Annotated in this window: 13 protein-coding genes and 1 pseudogene; 6 read left to right on the top strand and 8 right to left on the bottom strand. The window is 46.1% G+C overall.

Annotation, left to right across the window (positions count from 1 at the left end; all coding sequences use genetic code 11):
• Positions 1–224: 224 nt before the first annotated feature.
• Positions 225–1328 (bottom strand): AbrB family transcriptional regulator, encoded by a 1104-nt coding sequence (locus ACTTK6_RS10365; RefSeq protein WP_462833372.1) that lies wholly within the window; start codon positions 1326–1328, stop codon positions 225–227.
• An 81-nt stretch (positions 1329–1409) separates the two neighbouring features.
• A complete protein-coding gene (locus ACTTK6_RS10360) occupies positions 1410–2456 on the bottom strand; it encodes a M14 family zinc carboxypeptidase (protein WP_462833371.1) in 1047 nt (348 codons plus the stop codon).
• A 229-nt stretch (positions 2457–2685) separates the two neighbouring features.
• Between ACTTK6_RS10360 and ACTTK6_RS10355 the strand changes: the two are divergent.
• Positions 2686–4007 (top strand): annotated as a pseudogene (locus ACTTK6_RS10355) (DUF2252 domain-containing protein).
• Between the two features lie 39 nt (positions 4008–4046).
• Here ACTTK6_RS10355 and ACTTK6_RS10350 read toward each other — a convergent pair.
• The gene (locus ACTTK6_RS10350; protein WP_462833370.1) at positions 4047–4910 is read right to left on the bottom strand and encodes a LysR family transcriptional regulator; all 864 of its coding nucleotides are present in this window, start codon (positions 4908–4910) and stop codon (positions 4047–4049) included.
• Positions 4911–5015: 105 nt separating this feature from the next.
• On the opposite strand from ACTTK6_RS10350, the gene ACTTK6_RS10345 reads away from it, so the two are divergent.
• The 3 genes from ACTTK6_RS10345 to ACTTK6_RS10335 all read left to right on the top strand — a co-directional run bounded on the left by ACTTK6_RS10345 (position 5016) and on the right by ACTTK6_RS10335 (position 8269).
• A complete protein-coding gene (locus ACTTK6_RS10345) occupies positions 5016–6107 on the top strand; it encodes a citrate synthase (protein WP_462833369.1) in 1092 nt (363 codons plus the stop codon).
• Between the two features lie 152 nt (positions 6108–6259).
• Positions 6260–6742: a DUF4188 domain-containing protein gene (locus tag ACTTK6_RS10340; RefSeq protein WP_462833395.1), complete on the top strand. Its 483-nt coding sequence runs from the start codon at positions 6260–6262 to the stop codon at positions 6740–6742.
• A 111-nt stretch (positions 6743–6853) separates the two neighbouring features.
• A complete protein-coding gene (locus ACTTK6_RS10335) occupies positions 6854–8269 on the top strand; it encodes a right-handed parallel beta-helix repeat-containing protein (protein WP_462833368.1) in 1416 nt (471 codons plus the stop codon).
• 47 nt (positions 8270–8316) lie between these two features.
• On the opposite strand, the gene pelG is transcribed toward ACTTK6_RS10335, so the two are convergent.
• From pelG to ACTTK6_RS10310, 5 genes are read right to left on the bottom strand one after another with little or no spacing between them, the layout of a single operon-like run.
• A complete protein-coding gene (gene pelG / locus ACTTK6_RS10330; protein ID WP_462833367.1) occupies positions 8317–9792 on the bottom strand; it encodes an exopolysaccharide Pel transporter PelG in 1476 nt (491 codons plus the stop codon).
• Complete coding sequence (gene pelF / locus ACTTK6_RS10325) at positions 9773–11194, bottom strand: GT4 family glycosyltransferase PelF (RefSeq protein WP_462833366.1); 1422 nt, start codon at positions 11192–11194, stop codon at positions 9773–9775. The genes pelG and pelF overlap by 20 nt, the downstream gene beginning before the upstream one ends.
• A complete protein-coding gene (locus ACTTK6_RS10320) occupies positions 11191–13029 on the bottom strand; it encodes a DUF2194 domain-containing protein (RefSeq protein ID WP_462833365.1) in 1839 nt (612 codons plus the stop codon). The genes pelF and ACTTK6_RS10320 overlap by 4 nt, the downstream gene beginning before the upstream one ends.
• Positions 13026–13961 carry a tetratricopeptide repeat protein gene (locus ACTTK6_RS10315; RefSeq protein ID WP_462833364.1) on the bottom strand — a complete coding sequence of 312 codons (936 nt, stop codon included), beginning with the start codon at positions 13959–13961 and terminating at the stop codon, positions 13026–13028. The genes ACTTK6_RS10320 and ACTTK6_RS10315 overlap by 4 nt, the downstream gene beginning before the upstream one ends.
• Positions 13951–15186 carry a hypothetical protein gene (locus ACTTK6_RS10310; protein WP_462833363.1) on the bottom strand — a complete coding sequence of 412 codons (1236 nt, stop codon included), beginning with the start codon at positions 15184–15186 and terminating at the stop codon, positions 13951–13953. The genes ACTTK6_RS10315 and ACTTK6_RS10310 overlap by 11 nt, the downstream gene beginning before the upstream one ends.
• A 283-nt stretch (positions 15187–15469) precedes the next feature.
• Between ACTTK6_RS10310 and ACTTK6_RS10305 the strand changes: the two genes are divergently transcribed.
• Both ACTTK6_RS10305 and galE read left to right on the top strand, forming a co-directional pair.
• Complete coding sequence (locus tag ACTTK6_RS10305; RefSeq protein WP_462833362.1) at positions 15470–16255, top strand: endo alpha-1,4 polygalactosaminidase; 786 nt, start codon at positions 15470–15472, stop codon at positions 16253–16255.
• 107 nt (positions 16256–16362) lie between these two features.
• Positions 16363–17379: a UDP-glucose 4-epimerase GalE gene (galE, locus tag ACTTK6_RS10300; protein WP_462833361.1), complete on the top strand. Its 1017-nt coding sequence runs from the start codon at positions 16363–16365 to the stop codon at positions 17377–17379.
• Positions 17380–17569 lie beyond the last annotated feature (190 nt).

The following is a 17569-nucleotide window of genomic DNA, read 5'->3' as shown; positions in this document are numbered from 1 at the left end:
AAAGATAACTATCCGGGTTATATGGCTTGGCAGCTGTTATTAATACTCAGACGCCGTTCGGTTAACATTATGTTTAAAGCTGAAAGCTGATTAAAAGCGCAGCAAGTCGGGTGTGTCAGTATCGGGAAAGCTGTCTGATTAAATCGTTCACGAAATTTTCAAGCTTTCCGATTTTTTGTCTACAAACATGCAGCTCCACGGATGAAACAGCAGGAAGGACACTTTTAGGCTTTCAAAGACTCACGCTTTCTGATCCATTTAAACAGCCACCGCAGCATCGGTGGAACGGCAATAAAGATAAACAGAATGCGAAACAGCTGATAGCAGATAACAATGGAGATATCGGCGTTCACTTCCCGGCCGATAATGCCCATCTGATCCATGCCGCCCGGGGCAAGGCTCAACAGGGCAGTAGCAGTTGAAACGTGATGCAGGTGTTCAAGAATCAGGCTGAGGCTGAATGCCCCAGCGATCAGAATAACACCGCCGGCTACGGTCAAGAACCCTATCCTTGCTTTTTTCTGCAGCTGTTCGGGCTTGAGAAGCAGGCCAAAATAAGTGCCAATTAACAGCTGGGCGCCGTTCATGATGGAAACCGGGAGAGCGGGGGCCTGGAGGCCGGCAAGCGTAACACCGATCATTACCAGCATAGGAGCGAGCATATAAGAAGTGGGAAGCCGAAGCTTCTGGCCGGTCCAGGCAGAAGCAAAGCAGAGCCCGAGAAACAGCACAGCCGAGGGAAAAATACTGCTCCAGGATGCGGCCGTCTGGCCTGAGCCTCCGCTGGCTGCCGCATCCCCATTTGTAAATAGGGGGCTCACCGCAAGCACAGGCACGAGAAACATAATTAAAATAATCCGGGTCACCTGCATGAAGGTCACAATTGTAATATCGATTTGCTTTTCTTCTTCCGCAAGGGTCACCATCTGCGAAAGACCGCCTGGAATGCTTCCGGTCAAAGCCGTTGGCAGGGAAACTCCGGAAAGAGAAGCAAACCCGAAGGCCATTAACCAGGAAAACAAAAGAAGCAGCATCGTCAGTCCAATCATCATCGGCAGCTGAGTGCCAATTTGGTGGAACGTCTCCATCGTAAACGACAGGCCGATCGTATAGCCGACGATAATTAATCCGGTATTCCGAAGGGGCTGCGGCCAGTACATCTGTATTCGCGGCAGCTTCGAAAGAAGTAATACAACCGCCATTGGTCCGAGCAGCCATGGCACGGGGATATTCAGGACAGAAAAGAAACAGCCGCCGGCAAAAGCAGCTGAGGCAGTAACAAAAAGGCGCAGCCAGGCCGGCTGCACACGTACAGAGTCAGAATACATACAAAGACCTTCTTTATGGGAATTCATGTTGATAATAATGCTATCATAGCATAAATTGACAGCGGCACCGATGTTTTTGCCTTATTCCTCTCTTTCTATCTGTACAGGAAGGTCTTCCCAAAATGAAATATCCTGGCCTTCGATAGTGCCGTCTGCGACTGCCCGGGAAGTGGCGCTCAATGTTTCTACTGTCTGTTTTGTAAGGTAGCCATTGCTTTTCTGCCCTAATACTTCATCATCATTTGCATTATCGGCAGTGCCGCGCATTTCAAACAACAATGTGGAAATATCATACGTATTCGCAATGCCATAAACGCCGATGCCCTGGTCATATGCCGTGCCTCCTCCCGCATATTTCCCGAGATGCCCCCATCCCTTCGGTTCAATAGCTTCATAAACGATGCCCCCGAGCTGCTTAGACCCATACAGCGTTTCATCTTCAGTATGGTCGGGATGCGGGTAAAGGATAGCGCCGGATACATACTTCCCGTCTTTTTCCCACTGGGAGCCCTGATGGTGCAGGTCAATCATATAATCAATATCATAAGTGTTCAGCACATTGTCATGGAAGGCCTGTGTTTCCGGCTGCGACAGAGCTTCGTGGTCCCGGTTTAAATCGACTCCGTCCGCATTCGTGCGCGTTAAGTGACGGTCGCCGCTAGCTGCATAATCCTCCAGTTCGAAATTCACGTCTCCCATCGCGCCGTCTGCATTATACATAGGGATAAAAAGCAGATTAACGTCATTCAGCAGCCCCCTGGTTTTGCCAGTACCAAGCTGCTTAATAAAATCAAGCGATCCTTCGGTCGTTAATGCTTCATCTCCGTGCTGCTGGGCAATGTACAAAATAGTAGGATTATCCGGGTCAGACATATACTTTACAAGATGCATGTCCCGGCCTTTGACAGTTTCACCAAACACCTCCAGCTCCATAGAAGGTTGCTTGGCTTCCTGTTTTTTTAGAAAATTTGTCATTTCCTCATACGTATGCAAAATGGAAGTGTTTACTGTTTCGTGCCCCTGGTAATTGGGCCCGTTTCCTGCAGCATAAGCTGCTTCCCCTCCCGTCATGATGCCTCCAGCAAGCACAGTACTGACCGCAGCTGCTAATACGATATGTTTTTTCAAGGTAAGCCCCCCTAATAACTTTCAATCTCTTTGTCCTGTTCTATGAAAATTAAGCGATTCCTGTTATGAAAAAGAAAATGTGAAGAAAATAATGAAAAAAATTCATTTTGGCAGATAATGAAAATTCGCAAGGATACCTGCAGCCAAACATAATGGTTTTAATTTTGTGTTAATGTATAAGAGATGAAAGCGAAGTATTTATCCCCGGCAATAGGAAAAGGTGATACTAATGAGTAACAATGAAGAACTTGTGTATACAACGAAAAGGTATCTGCGCAAGCAGACGCTGGCAACGATTCTCGATCAATTTGACGACCGGTTAATGAAGCTGAACAAAACCCGGAGGAAGGCAAAATACGTTAAGATGAAACAGGATCCCTACAGCTTTTTTCGGGGGAGCGCGTATTTATTCTACTACGATGTAGTCAACATCCCTTTTCGGCATCATACGCCAACAGACAAGCCGACCTGGATCATGGGCGACATGCATATGGAAAATTTCGGCAGCTTTCAAAACGAAAACGGAGAGATTGTTTTTGACGTGGATGACTTTGATGAGGGGTATCTTGGTTCCTATTTGTATGACGTCCTCCGTATGGTGGTCAGCATCCGGCTGTTTGCTATGCAGCAGGGGTTTGACGATGAGGAGCGGGACGCTTTCGTCCGGACATATTTAGAAGCGTACTATAAGCGTCTGAAAAAATTTAAAAAAGGCAAAAAGAATCCGGTAAAAACGCAATTCACTTCCCGGAACACCAGGCAGCCGATAAAAAAACACTGCAGAAACTTGAAGACCGAAAGGTCACGCACGAGCTCGACAAGCAGACCATCGTTAACGACAGCGGCGACCGTGTGTTTGAACGGGAAAAATCTAAACTTGATTCAGTTACCGATAACGAGTATCAGGAAATAATGAAAATCTGGGACCAGTATTTAGGAAGTCTTGCGGAGGAAAGCTACCGGAGCGAAGAGCACTACGAAATCAAAGACATCGTGAAAAAGACCGGAGCAGGCATCGGTTCTACAGGACTGAAGCGCTTTTACATTCTAATTGAGGGCGAAGAGGAGCACGTTATTCTGGAAGCAAAAGAGGCGCGGGCGCCCATCCCTGCTTACTTTTTTCCCTATGAAGAAACATTCTGGACAACGAACAAACACCAGGGAAAACGGGTAATCAAAACCCAGCGGGCCATGCACCACCTGGCGGATCCGTATTTAGGCTATTTTACCCTGCAGCACCGCGACTACTACGTCCGGGAACGGTCGCCGTATGATAAAGACTTAAAAAGCAAGCACCTGGAAGAGCCAAAACGGATGCACCGGACGGTACAAACAATGGGGAAGATATCGGCAAAGGTTCATGCCCGGGCGGATGTTGATATTCAGCAGGGGCTGCTGGACTACCACAGCGAGGATGAAATTTTAAAAGCTATCGGGCACGAGGAAGAGATTTTCATTCAGGAAATGATTACGTGGTCAAAGTTTTACAAGGAGCGGGTAGAGGAAGATTACGAGCTGTTTCTTGAATGGTTAAAAGAAAACTTTAAATAAAAGGAAACAAAAGGATGCCGGCAGAAACCGGCATTTTGTCTATATATACGAAAGAAACTGAAATACCTCTTCGCCTGTATACTTATACAGCACGTAAGTAGAAGCCTGCGGAAGATCGAATTCCGGAACGTTTACATGAAGGACTCTTCCTTCCACGAGCTCCCGTCTTACTGCGGAGCGTGGAAGGAAAGAAACCCCAAGGCCCTCCTCGATGAATCGTTTTGTCACGTGGCTCTGGGAAACTGTTATAGTCTGCAGCCGGGGAAAGCGTGGGTGAAGCATCTGCAGAAGCGAATCCCAATATCCGGGATGATTGTAGGTAAAAACAACGTTTTCCGTAAGCACAGTAGTGGCGTCGAGCGGAGGCATCGTTTCAGCGTCGCCGCCATCATGAGGGGCGACCAAAAGCACCGGTTCCTGATGTAAAAGCTTCTGGTGTATATTACTGCCAGAAGCGGGAAGCAGGGAAAGGCCAATATCAGCAGAGCCGTCGTCGAGGCGGCGTTCGATAAAAACGGAATCCTGGACATCGATAACTACGTCAATATGCGGGTGGGCTTTGGTGAATATGCGTATGATGCGGGGAAGTACTGATACTGCAAGCAGTGGGGAAATGACGATCGTCAGGGTGCGTGTTTTGCCCTGTTGCCACTGCTCCATATCCTTGAGGCCAGAATGATAGTTTTTAAGTACAGCCTGCGCATGTGGAAGAAATCTCCGCCCTTCCTCACTCAACGAAACCCGGCGTCCCTGGGTAGTGAATAAGCTGAATCCCAGCTGTTTTTCAAGGTTTTTAATATGGATAGTGACCGCCGGCTGGGAAATAAAAAGAATCCCGGCCGCCTGGCGGAAATTTTCATGTGCAGCGGCAGTAGCGAATGTCTGCAGCCATTCCAATTTCATAATACCCTCTCTTTATAATAAATCATTATCAATAAAAGCAATTTTATTTAATATTTATTATCGCACAACCGCGATAAACTAAATACAACAAATAGTAAGGAGGAAGTGAAATTGAACGGAAAAGGACTGGAAAACGTAATTGCTGCAGAAACGGCTGTCAGTATGGTGGACGGGGAAGATGGGAAGCTGATTTACCGTGGATACCTGGCAGCACATATAGCGATGGAATCCTCGTTCGAAGAAGCTGCCTATTTACTACTCGAAGGAGAAAAGCCAAATACGCAGCAGCTGCTGGCATTCACCGATTTGCTAAAGGAAAGGCGCACTGTGCCCGGGCATATTCAAAAGATGGTACAACAGATGCCTGCTGATGTGGAGATGATGAATGTGCTTGAAGCGGCTGTATCCGCCTTGGCAGAAAAGGATACGCTACAGGAATCACCGCGCAGCCAAGCAGCAAGGCTGATCGCTTTGCTGCCTGTTATTATCGCCAGCCGGCACCGGCTTATTCAGAAAAAAGAAATCGTGCAGGCAGACCCCGCCCTCTCCCACGCTGCTAATTATTTGTATATGCTCCGTGGCCGACAGCCAGCAGAAACAGAGACACGGGCACTCGAGGCATATTTAATTTTAACAATGGAACACGGAATGAACGCTTCCACCTTCACCTCACGGGTGATTGCTTCTACTGAATCGGACTTCTTTTCAGCTGCTGCCGGAGCGATGGGCGCCCTGAAAGGCCCGCTTCACGGCGGGGCGCCGGGCGGAGTTATGGATATGCTTGAAGCTGTAGGCTGCAAAGAAAACGCCGAAGCATGGCTGCGGAAAAGAATAGAAGCCGGTGAAAAGGTGATGGGGTTCGGCCACAGGGTGTATAAAACGATTGATCCAAGAGCAGAGGCATTAAAGAAAATATGTGAAAGCACCGCAAATGATAATGACTGGCTTGATACTGCGCATTACGTAGAGCAAAAAGCGGTGCAGCTGCTGAAGGAGTATAAACCAGAGAGGAAGCTGTACACAAATGTAGAATTCTATGCAGCGGCTGTGTTAAAAGCGGTTGATTTTCCTAAAGAGCTGTTTACCCCAACTTTTGCTCTTTCCCGGAGCGTCGGCTGGAGCGCCCATATTTTGGAGCAAAGAAGTGACAACCGGATTATCCGCCCCCAGTCCGTATATACTGGGAAAATAAATTAAACGGTGGAAATTTAACAAAAACTCTTCAGCTAAAAAAGTTGGAGAGTTTTTTTATTAAAAGCAAGCTGGCGGGAGAGAAGGGTAGTATGATTAAGAAAAAAACGTGGGAGGCAGTGGTTCCTGGGGAAACTACGACGAAAGGAGATATGGGGATGAAAAGTAAAATTGGGGATGGCAGGTATACAACAGCAGGAGACCGGGATATTACTGTGTTTGTGATAGGAATGAGAATTAATAACTGGAGGGCGTTGCATAAATGGCTTCCAGTGCTGCTTGCGATGCCCCCGATGATAAAAGAATTATCCATGCACAAAGAGCTGGGGTGTATGGGAATGCAAAGCTATGTTCAATTTCCGGCGACAATGATGATTCAGTACTGGAATTCCAAAGAAGAACTGCTTGCATATGCGAAGGCACCAAAGCATTTAAAGGCGTGGCGTACGTTTAATAAAAGAACGAGAGGAAACACCGCAGTTGGAATTTATCACGAGACCTACCTTGTGCCCAGCGGGGCATACGAATCAATTTATGTAAACATGCCGCCGTTCGGTCTCGGAAAAGCTATTGGTACAGAACCAGTAACGAAAGCGACCGGTACAGCCGAAGAACGAATAGGACAGAAAGCTAAAAAATAAAATTTCAAACAGACACTAGGACTTATCTCATGTTTTGGCGTATAATAAATAGTAGCACCACCCCTGAGGACGACTAGTTAGGGTATTTTTAACAAAAAGTGAGCAGATAAGATGAAAAAACTTTGGATTGCCCTGACGCTTCTCTTAGTGGGGGGCCTCACAGCAGGGTTACTACTATTTTCGGAATGCACACAGGCAACAGGTAATGCATGCCTTTATGTATCGACTGATGGAAACGACAGCAACGATGGCAGCAGGTCAGACCCCCTGCGGACGCTGGATGCAGCTTCTGAACAGACAGAACCCGGGATGACAGTATATGTCCGGGGCGGCACGTACGAAGAACCATTAGAAGTAGCGGAAAGCGGAAGCTCCTCGAAGCCGATAACATTTGAAGCATATGAAGACGAAGAAGTGATTTTAAGTGGCAGCTCCCTGGAGGAGTCTGCGGGCATTACGGCAATGATTAAGGTTGAAAACCAGGATTTTATCACGATTCGAGGATTTACTATACAGGATTTATCCACAGAGCTTAACAATGAGACCCCTGTAGGTATTTTCGTTCATGACAGCGCTGAAGGCATCACGCTTGATAACAATCATGTCCGCGGCATAGAAACGAACGCAGACAGCGGGAATGCTCATGGGATTGCTGTATACGGCCGTGAAGCAGTAACGGATATCGAAATCAGTAATAATATGGTGGAAGATCTGGTCCTTGGTTCAAGTGAAGCAGTAGTACTGAATGGTAATGTAGAAAATTTTACGATTGCTTCAAATACAGTGCGCCATAACGATAATATTGGGATTGACATGATTGGATATGAAGATGTGGGGGACGACCCGGCCCTTGACTATACCCGGAATGGCACAGTGGAAAATAATACGGTTTATGATAACTCTTCATACGGCAACCCTGCTTACGGAGAGGGAGACGTTTACGGCGCGGGAGGCATCTATGTGGATGGCGGCAGCGATATTGATATAAAAAACAATACAGTTTACCGGAATGACCTGGGTATTGAAGCTACTTCAGAGCAGGACGGGGAGCATGCGGACGATATCCGGATTACCGGGAATACAGTTTATGAGAATAATTTTACCGGCATATCAATCGGCGGGTATGACGAAAAACGCGGTGGTACGAAAGACAGCACGATCGCAGAAAATATTATGTATCGTAATGATACAAAAGATTTAGACGGCGGGCAGCTGCTGCTTCAAAATGATACGGAAAACAACCGCATTGAAAATAATATTTTAACGGCAAGCAGTTCACGTGTGTTTATCGCCAATTACTTTGAAAACAACACAGGCAATGAATTCCGGCAAAATGTGTATCATCGGGAAAAGGGAAAAGAAAGTATTTGGGTATGGGAAAATGAACAAGTATCTACGCTCAATGAATTCCAGTCCCTGGTCGACAGTGGAACTAATTCCCGCTACGTGAACCCCGAATATAAAAATGCCTCTAATTACAATTTTGAACTGTCCCAGGATTCTCCAGCACGTGAGGTCATAGAATAAAAAGAGCCGGACGGATGCTGCTCCCCGTCCGGCTCTTTCGTATGCTCTTAAAGAATAGTTCGTTTGTTCATCCACTGGCTGAGTTTTGTGAACAGCGTCGGCGGATTTGGGCGCTCAAGGTTGTTCGGGTTGCAAAAAGCGAAGTAATCGACTTTTTCGATAAAGTACGTAAGGCGGAGCAGAGCAAACAGCAGGGCACCGCTCGATCCGAGGGCAAAGCTGAGTCCATAGCCGTTAAAGCCGAAAGGAAGCAACAGGAAGGTGAGTACAGCGTTTAAAGAGAAAAACAGGATGGAAGTAATCATCGCGCCGCGCCGGTCTTCAAAGTAAAGAAGGATAAGCGTGAGGACAAGAACCATCGCGTTTGAAAACGCTCCGACCGTTGTAAAACGGAAGATTGAGATAATGTCGTTTTCGACGGGGACAAAAGTGGCAGCGTAGCCAATCGATAAGATGATCACTATGGAAATCAGGCCCTGGCTGCGCACGAGCCGCTCAAGCTCCTGCTTTAAGACGTATTGCATAGATTCTTTTGACGATTTGATCTGTTGAAGCGTACCGCCTTGATTGATATAGCCGTAAAATGAACGGTAGCGTTCGTAGAAACGAGTCTCTACCGACACCACAAAGATAATCAGCGTAGGAATAATCGTCAGATAGGACCAAAAAATCGCTGTGTCGTATACCCGATTATAGACAAACGTATCAAGTAGAATTGATCTTCCCTCGCCAAACCAGATAATCCAGTTACACACCCAGATACCGACGTTATACAAAAATCCGGTCCAGAAGAGGGTCGGATATTTGTCGAAATAGCCGATGTATTGAAACTGGCTGTCCGATGTATGAAGCGGAAACGTAATCAGCATCGAAAACAGCAGCCCGAACAATGTGACAATCATGCCGCTCGTAAAGCCAAGCAAAAGCATAAAGCTCGTAGCATGAGGAATAAACATAAAAGCTTCCGCAGAGCGGCCGAGAAGAAATACCATGCCGACGGCAATCACTGCGCCGGATAAAAAACTGTAGGCAACGGCCTGGTAAAACTTTGCGGCACTTAAGAATAAAAACAGGACCCAGATCAAGTTAATGGTTACAAATAACACAAGGAGCAAAAGCTCATACAGAAATGGGAGAGAGCTTATCCATATAAAGATAAGCCAGGCGGTTACCGTCAGAAAAAGAGTTACTTTCGTCATGCCAAGAAATGTTGGAAACACTTTATTCGTCTTTTTTTTTTCATAGAATAAATCTGCCACATACCGCGTGACTACCAACTGCTGGATACCAAAAAGCACCTGGGAAAATATAAACGAATAGGAAATAGATAAGTTGAACAGCTCCCTTTCCTGCAGCGTAACAGGAAGAAACACCATGGAAAACCATTGGATCATTGCAATCGTGGCGATAACAACAATCCAGGGCCCGGCCGTTACCAGGCCGGCGAAAGCATAGGCTTTCATCCTGGAGGAAAAATAGTCTTCCTGGAATAACTGCTGAAGTTTAAACCCTATGCCGGCCATATTCGACCCCCCTTTGATGATAACGTTCTGTGTATTCCTGAATAAACTGGTGAATCTGGTAATATGCTTCGACCCGGTTTTGGCCGTTGCGGCCAAACTTTTCCGCTTCCTCCGGGTGCTGGTAGATCCACTCGCAGCGCTGGGCGACCTGATCCGGATTAACCGGAGGAACGACAAAGCCGGCAGGCCCGTATGGGTCCCCTTCCCGTCCGTGAATCAGCTCCGAGCAGGAGCCGACATTTGTTGCAATAAATGGAAGCCCTGCTGCCATACCTTCGAGAACGGCGAGGGGCTGGCCTTCGGAAATACTTGTCAGCAAGCACACATCAAAGGTAGGCAGGTAATCAGTAATATTAACTTTTCCGACAAGAAAAACGTGGTCCTGCAGACCAAGCTGATCGACAAGACGCCGGCACTCGCCGGCATATTCGAGATCTTCATCAAGCGGTCCCATAATAGTGAGTTTAAAGGGGACGGACCGGCTTTTTAAAATGTTGCCGGCATGGATCATCGTCTTAATGTCTTTAATGGGAACGACGCGTACAATAGCCCCGATATGAACGTACGAACGATGGTGTTTATCCTTTTCGACAAGTGATAAACGGGAGTAGTCGATTCCGTTTGGAATGATTTCAATTTTAGCCGGATCGGCTCCGATCTCCTCCTGCAGTTCCCCGTTACGGGCGAAAAGTGTGATTACATCATCAGCTTCTTTGTACGCTTGACGCGAAAGATGATGGAAAAACGTAATCCAGCGCTGCTTATAGTAGTCCGGTATCCAGTCAGCCTGCAGAATCTCTTCCTCCCGCTCCCTGGAATAGATCCCGTGCTCGGTCAGCAGATACGGAATACCCTGCTGCTGTTTAATAGCAGCAGCCACCATCCCGGCGTAGCCTGTTGAAGCCGAATGAACAATATCAAGGTCTGGAAATGAGAATTGCAGCAGTTCGATAACGGGCGCAAACATGCCGCGCCACATCCAGAAATAGTCAATAAATGAGCCGGACTGTTTTTCTTTATCATAACTCTGCTGCACAATTTCCCAGAACAGGCCGCTGGAGAAAAAGTTTTCCGTGCCTCCAAGCTTCTGGCCTAGAGCAAGAAGGGCATCCGAACGGACGGATTCAAACATCATCCACTCAGTGATGGCTTCTTCGTCCACCGGAGTCAGAGAGAAATTACGCTGCCGTCTCGGCTGCTGCATGTTCAGCGGAAGATTAAGCACCTGCGAAATATTGCCGGGCAGTTCATAACGATAGTCCTCCGGGGAAATCGGCTCTGGGGTAATGGCGATGATGACGAATTCATGCTCGGGCATCTGTTTTACGAGCATCTGCACCCAGCTGGCCACCCCGCCGCTTACGTACGGATAGCTGCCTTCTACAACCATGCCTATTTTCATGAAGCATCATCCTTTAATGGAATTTCAGCCTGCGGCTCTTCAAGAGTGAGACGGTACAGTGTGCCGGTGTCCCCATAGGCTTCGATTGAACCGAAATCAAAGCTTCCCGTTTCGATAGAAGTACCTTTATCAACACGAAGCATCATGGTGGATGGCTCAAGCAGGTTTTCCCCCTGAATCATAATTCTGTCTTCATTGTACGTGACTTCAATGTTTGAGGCCTGGTAGCTTTTTATTCGTTCAGTCGCCTGCGCCTGGGTCATGCTGTCGAGGTATGGATAAGTGTTTTCGACAAAAACCGCCATGTCCTCAAACTGAGCTTTCATATCCTCCCAGCCGTCCCCATAGGCCCGGTCCGGGTCAAGCACATCATCCGGGTGAATAAAGTGGGAAAACACGCCGAAGTTGGCAATAGCGTCTGCCTGAATAAACTGTGAATCCGCGCTTTCCCAATATCCACTGGAAATACGGGGGAAATGGTAAAGTGACGGATATTTTTCGTCTTCTTCAAACTCCTGGATAAAGCTTCCTTCCCCTTCGCCGGTATAGAGGGAAGCGATCGTATTGATGCTTGGCAGAGCTTCATGGATTGCTTCAATTCCCGTTCTGTTTAAAACGTTGGAAGGAGGGACATACGTTTTGAACTCTTCTTCAGGATAGTAATGCTGAAATACTTCTTCTACCCGTGTCAGTGACTCCTTCATTTTTTCTTTATCTTCCCACGGGGTGTATAAAAGTTCGGGATCCATAGGATCGTCTTCGGTTACAAGCGGCTGGTGATTGTAACCGTGCAGGCCGATCTCCCCGTCGTGCCGGTAGACGTTTCTGCCGAAGAAAAGCAGGGGGAATCGGTCACTTTCAATAAGTTCTTCCGCTGTGAGATCCATCGTATCCTGGTATGTGCCAATTATTAACCCGGTGTACATAAGGTCATGATCCATGCCGATTTGTTTCATGTCCTCCCACCAGACATCGGCATAAAAGTCTTCCACAGACATGTTGTATTGACTGGCAATTTGTTCATCTTCCGCCGACGGTGCTGGCGCAGGGAAATCGTCAATGTGGGCCATTTTAATATCAGCCTGGCTGCTTGCAAAAGCAGGCGGAAGAATAGAAAGTGATTGGAGAAGCATGCCGCGTGCATTTTTCATTTCCATAGCAGTCGTATTCCAAAAAAGAGCTTTGCCCTCCCCGTATTCATTGGTCCACATCAACGGGTCGCCTTCAGTGGATAAATAAGGCTCGGCTCCTTCACGCAGCGTCATGTTGGCGATGCTGTGCGAAAAAAGTGCTGAATCATTGCCAAGGTCCGTATAGCCTGGAAAAAGTTCCTGCTCAAACGTCAGGCCCTGCCGGTTGCTGAAATCATTCACATCATCGATACCGAGCATTTCGTTGTAGCGTGTATCGATAAAACGGGCTCCGATAAAGAGACGGCCCCCTTCTTCGACAAATGATTCTATCTCTTCAAAAGGCCATTCCTCGGCGTGTTCGCCGGCAAGCACAAGCACATTATAAGGAGAGGGCTCAAGGTCTGCAATTTCATCCTGAGAAATTTCGGTATAAGGCACTTTGGCATAATCGAGGGAGTACTCAAAGTTATTTAATGTATTTTCAGAGAGGTCGCTGTCGTTTTTGTGCACGTAGACATTCATTTCTTCTCCCGCCGTTTCCTCATTGCTTGCATTCATCGTTTCTGTTTCCTCCGCTGTATTTGAGGCCAGATGTGGGAGCCATAGCTGAAAACGCTCGAGCCTGATGAATTGAAGAATAAGAAGGACGCTTAAAATCACCACAAAGAGCCCGACCGTTGATTTCATCATCTGTTTTCTCACGAAACGACACCCCCCATCTGCCTGACAATATACTGGCGGTTTTCCGGTATTTTATCTGCATCCACATTTTCATGCATCAGGGTGAGCACCTGCTCAATCCCGGACCAATCTTTTTGGTTATAATAATACTCAATTAAATTTAAATAGCCGTCAGCTTTGTGAGGAAATGCCTGGAGCATATACATATACGTATTAACCGCCTGGGTCGCAGAGCCGTGCTGCAGGTAAATATATCCAAGCTGGTTAAAAACCTCCATATGGCCTGGGAAATCCTTGGCCGACTGTTCCAAAAATTGAAGAAATACATAGCGGAGGTGCTCCTGCGAATGGTCATCCAGTAAACGGCTGTCCAGGTAGCCGCGGTAAATACCTATTAATCTACTGAGAGTCTCTTCACTGTAGAAGTGTTCATGCTCTGCCCTCGCTGTATCAAGACTTTTTTCGTAGCGGTCCACAAGCAGATTCATCGTCGTCGCCGCATAGTGTACAGTTTCCGAATCATCATTGTTAAGACCGAGGTTTAAATACTTTCCTTTGTCTGAGATGTTGGAGTTGATAAGCTTCAGCATTAAGCTTTTACGATCCGGCTGATTATCATTTGTGAATGCTTCCATCAGAGGAGTGAGATTTTTGTTGTCTTTTGCTTCGTGTCGCAGGTGTTCCAGGTTAATCGGCTGAAACTTTACGTAGTCTGTATAGTCAGAGACGATTTTATTTGAATCCACCCGCTTGGAAGCCCACCAGGCGAGGAGGCCCAGCGCTTCCCCAAGCAGTGGAAGAAAACAGCTGATCAGCACTATCCAAATGATAGCTCCGTGCTGCTCGGACTGAAGTCTTTTTTTTGCAACTTTTGCTGCTGCAAATAAAACGACGGCGTGAACGATGTAAAAAAGGATCACTAGTATCGTCGGCTGTGTGAGATTACCCAGCATGAGTACCTCCTTTTTCCTTTAGGGCTTTCTTGATCCGCTTTTCTACTACTTGGGCGTTTTCAGCATCGGTGCCCGGGAGAAGGAAATAGAGAACGCTTTGGTTGGACTCAAAGCCAATAATATCTATTTCGCGCAGATAAGTCCGTAAAATAACCTCAGCTTCGGCGACAGACATTCCTTCAAAGCGGTCAAACTGAATGGCTACCGTGCTGTAAGGCACACCGTATTCTTCCTGGCGCACGTCCTGCTGAGCCACATGGGCGTCGAAGGCTTCTTTATAATAGACGTTTGTACCTGAAAGCATTTGTTTCTCTTCATCCTTCGCCTGCCACTCACGTGCTTTTTCAATACGATTGGAAATCCAGTCGAGCACAAAGGACATGATTTGAATTTCATGGGTAGTGAGGCGGGCGAAATCAAGCTGATCGATAATCAGCACTTCCTGAATTTCTTTATTATAAACAATAGGGCCGGCAATTACCGGAGCGTTTTGCTCATCTTTGACGTTGCGAAGCGTGATTGCTTTTTCTGTAAATAAACGTTGGTAAAAAGAAGATTCTTCGCTTAGAAATATGGTTTGTGGGAGCACCTGCGAGCTTCCCTGGCGGACTCTCAGACGGAGAGATCTTTTAGACGAGTCGACGTGATAAATCGCAATATCATCAGCTTTAAATAAATCGGAGATAATCGCAATGGCTTCGTTTCGCACAAGCTCCGGCGTCGGCTGATCGAGCTTGAGGCCGACCTGGTAAATCTGGGCAAGAGTATGCTCGGAATCCAGTACCTTCTCTTGCATGACACGCTGGGACTCCTCGAGTTCTCTAATGGTTTTGGTCAGTTCTTTATTATCATCTTTTAATTCATCCTGGGTGTACGTAAGGCTTTCGTAACGCTCCCGGTAGGACGAGCTGTAAAGGCCGCATATAACAGCCAAAAGCAGGGAAAACAATAAATAAAGATAGTCACCGGTATCATAAAACAGCAGAAATAAATCATCGCCTGCTGTGAAGGTGGCAATAACATGATACACAAGGGTCGTAAAAAAGCTCAGAATGGCAATATTAATGCCGTATCGCAGAGAAAAAAACAATATAACAAACAAAAATGGATTAAGCGTCCAATCAAGCATTCCCAACTGAAATGCCTGATCGATGACTCCCAGTACAAGAACGACAACGAGCAGCTCCGCAACTTTTCTCCACACATTTTTCTGCGTGTAAATCATCCCATCACCTCTTCAAAAAGTTATATTAGGTTTATGTACCGTATTGCCAGGGCCGCACTTTCAGGGTAAGATCAGTAAAACTTTATACTTACAAAAGAATTGAAAATGCGGTCTTCAGGGTTTAATGGCATGGTTCATAAATCCCTGCACTTAAAAAGGACCAGTCCTATCTCTGTGCTTTAACGCGTGATTACTATCTATAAGGGGGAGCATTATGGGTATTATCTCACAAAAAATGATTTTTGTTACAAATTTTTCTCTATTTTTTTATGAGTCTTTTCTAATGAAGCTAAAACCCGCTTCTCATGGCGCTCCTTCAATGGGTGAAATAAAAAATTACAAGATTTTTTATGATTCTCCAAACAAAACCATACTCAAAAAGATGAAAAATTATGATGTGGTGATCATCGAGCCGGTATACTATACAAGGCAGCAGGTAAATTACATTCAGCGGGCAGGCACAAGAGTTTACGGCTATATTAATGCGATGGAAGCTGACCGGTGGAATGAAGCTTTATATGTACAGCTGGACGAAAAAGATTTTTTCCGGCGCCGCGGGACCCTCGTATATTACAAACAGTGGGATTCCTATTTAATGGACATGAATGCCTCTCACTACCGTGAGGTGCTTTTGAACGAAGTAACGAAACAGATTCACGCCAAAGGGTGTGATGGCGTGTTTTTAGACACGGTGGGAAATATCGATGACGAGCATGAAAACCACCCGAAAACACTGCGGGAACAGCGGGTGGCGATAGCTGCATTTATGCGGGGTATTAAAGAAAAACATTCGCAGCTGGCCGTCATCCAAAATTGGGGTTTCGATACACTCAGCACGACTACGTACCCGTTTGTAGATGGCATTATGTGGGAAGGATTTGATTATTCTGCAGTTGCTGGGGATGAATGGGCGCAACAGAAAATTGCCAAATTAAAAAAGCTGCGGAAAAAATATAAAATTGAAGTGCTGACCGTCTCGGGAAGGGAAGAAAAAGAAAGCCGGAAGTATGCAGAATCTCATGGCTTCTGCCATTTTCATTCTACGCATGGATATAACATCTGGGAGTAGGGCAAAGAAAGCAGGACAGCAAAGATTCTATCGTAGAAGAGTGTTGTTATTCAAAAGAAAATGATGTAGTTTGGAAATAATAAATAACCAAATTTTGGGGGAGATCAGTGATGATACTAGTAACCGGAGGCGCGGGGTATATAGGAAGCCATATTTGCGTAGAGCTGTTGGAAGAAGGCCATGAAGTAATAGTTATTGATAATTTTTCCAACAGCCGTTCCGTCTCTCTGAGGCGGGTGGAAGAAATTACTGGAAAAAGCCTCGAATACTTCGATGTGGATCTGCTTGACCGCAAAGAAATGGAGAGCATATTTGAAAGATTCGACATCGAAGCGGTTATTCACCTCGCAGGATTAAAGGCGGTTGGAGAATCAGTGGAAGTTCCGCTCAAATACTACCATAACAATATTACCGGAAGTATTATTCTTCTTGAAACAATGAAAAAATTTAATGTAAAGAAAATGATTTTTTCGTCCTCGGCTACAGTATATGGTACGCCAAAAACAAATCCAATTACAGAAGACTTTGAGTTGCAGGCAACGAATCCGTATGGAAATTCGAAACTAATGATTGAAGATATTCTCCGGGATCTTTATGTGTCCGATCACGAATGGAGTATTTCCATCCTCCGGTACTTTAATCCGATCGGTGCCCATCCGAGCGGCCGAATCGGGGAATCTCCAAGCGGCATCCCGAATAATTTGATGCCGTATATAACACAGGTAGCGGTCGGAAAGCTTCCGCAGCTGAACGTGTTCGGCGATGATTACCCTACAAAGGACGGCACGGGAGTGCGCGACTATATTCACGTGGTAGATCTTGCAAAGGGCCATTTGAGTGCTCTGCATAAATCAATGGAGGGGCCTGGAATCGGAGAATTTAATCTTGGCACCGGAGAGGGCTACAGCGTACTGGAATTAGTAGAAGCATTCGAAAAAGCCTCCGGAAAAGAAGTTCCGTATGAAATAAAGAACCGCCGTCCGGGAGATATTGCTGTTTGTTATGCAGATCCAGCTAAGGCACGTGACGAGCTGGGCTGGACCGCTGATAAAGGAGTCAAGGATATGTGCGAAGATTCCTGGCGTTGGATTAAACATAATCCGGAAGGATATTCCACTCTGTAAATAGTAACTGTTAAGAAAAAAGCCTGTTTTATCAGGCTTTTTTTGTTTTTATTTCTAAATTTAAGAGATATTTCTAAAAAAATGTACTTTATATGTATAAAATATAGTGCTTTAAGCACGGTACTTATTACTAAATTAGAAGTATAATAAAGGAAATAATGAATGATTGTTCACTCGTACATATGCCGGG

The sequence above is a fragment of the Marinococcus salis genome (genome assembly GCF_054971365.1).
The sequence above is the reverse complement of the archived record's forward strand: the minus strand, read 5'-3'. Positions and strand labels throughout refer to the sequence as shown.

What these genes read in the sequence shown, in the direction of transcription:
- ACTTK6_RS10365 (WP_462833372.1), bottom strand. Translation starts at nt 1,328, where the DNA reads ATGTATTCTGACTCTGTACGTGTGCAGCCGGCCTGGCTGCGCCTTTTT.
- ACTTK6_RS10350 (WP_462833370.1), bottom strand. Translation starts at nt 4,910, where the DNA reads ATGAAATTGGAATGGCTGCAGACATTCGCTACTGCCGCTGCACATGAA.
- ACTTK6_RS10340 (WP_462833395.1), top strand. Translation starts at nt 6,260, where the DNA reads ATGAAAAGTAAAATTGGGGATGGCAGGTATACAACAGCAGGAGACCGG.
- ACTTK6_RS10335 (WP_462833368.1), top strand. Translation starts at nt 6,854, where the DNA reads ATGAAAAAACTTTGGATTGCCCTGACGCTTCTCTTAGTGGGGGGCCTC.
- pelG (WP_462833367.1), bottom strand. Translation starts at nt 9,792, where the DNA reads ATGGCCGGCATAGGGTTTAAACTTCAGCAGTTATTCCAGGAAGACTAT.
- pelF (WP_462833366.1), bottom strand. Translation starts at nt 11,194, where the DNA reads ATGAAAATAGGCATGGTTGTAGAAGGCAGCTATCCGTACGTAAGCGGC.
- ACTTK6_RS10315 (WP_462833364.1), bottom strand. Translation starts at nt 13,961, where the DNA reads ATGCTGGGTAATCTCACACAGCCGACGATACTAGTGATCCTTTTTTAC.
- ACTTK6_RS10310 (WP_462833363.1), bottom strand. Translation starts at nt 15,186, where the DNA reads ATGATTTACACGCAGAAAAATGTGTGGAGAAAAGTTGCGGAGCTGCTC.
- ACTTK6_RS10305 (WP_462833362.1), top strand. Translation starts at nt 15,470, where the DNA reads ATGAAGCTAAAACCCGCTTCTCATGGCGCTCCTTCAATGGGTGAAATA.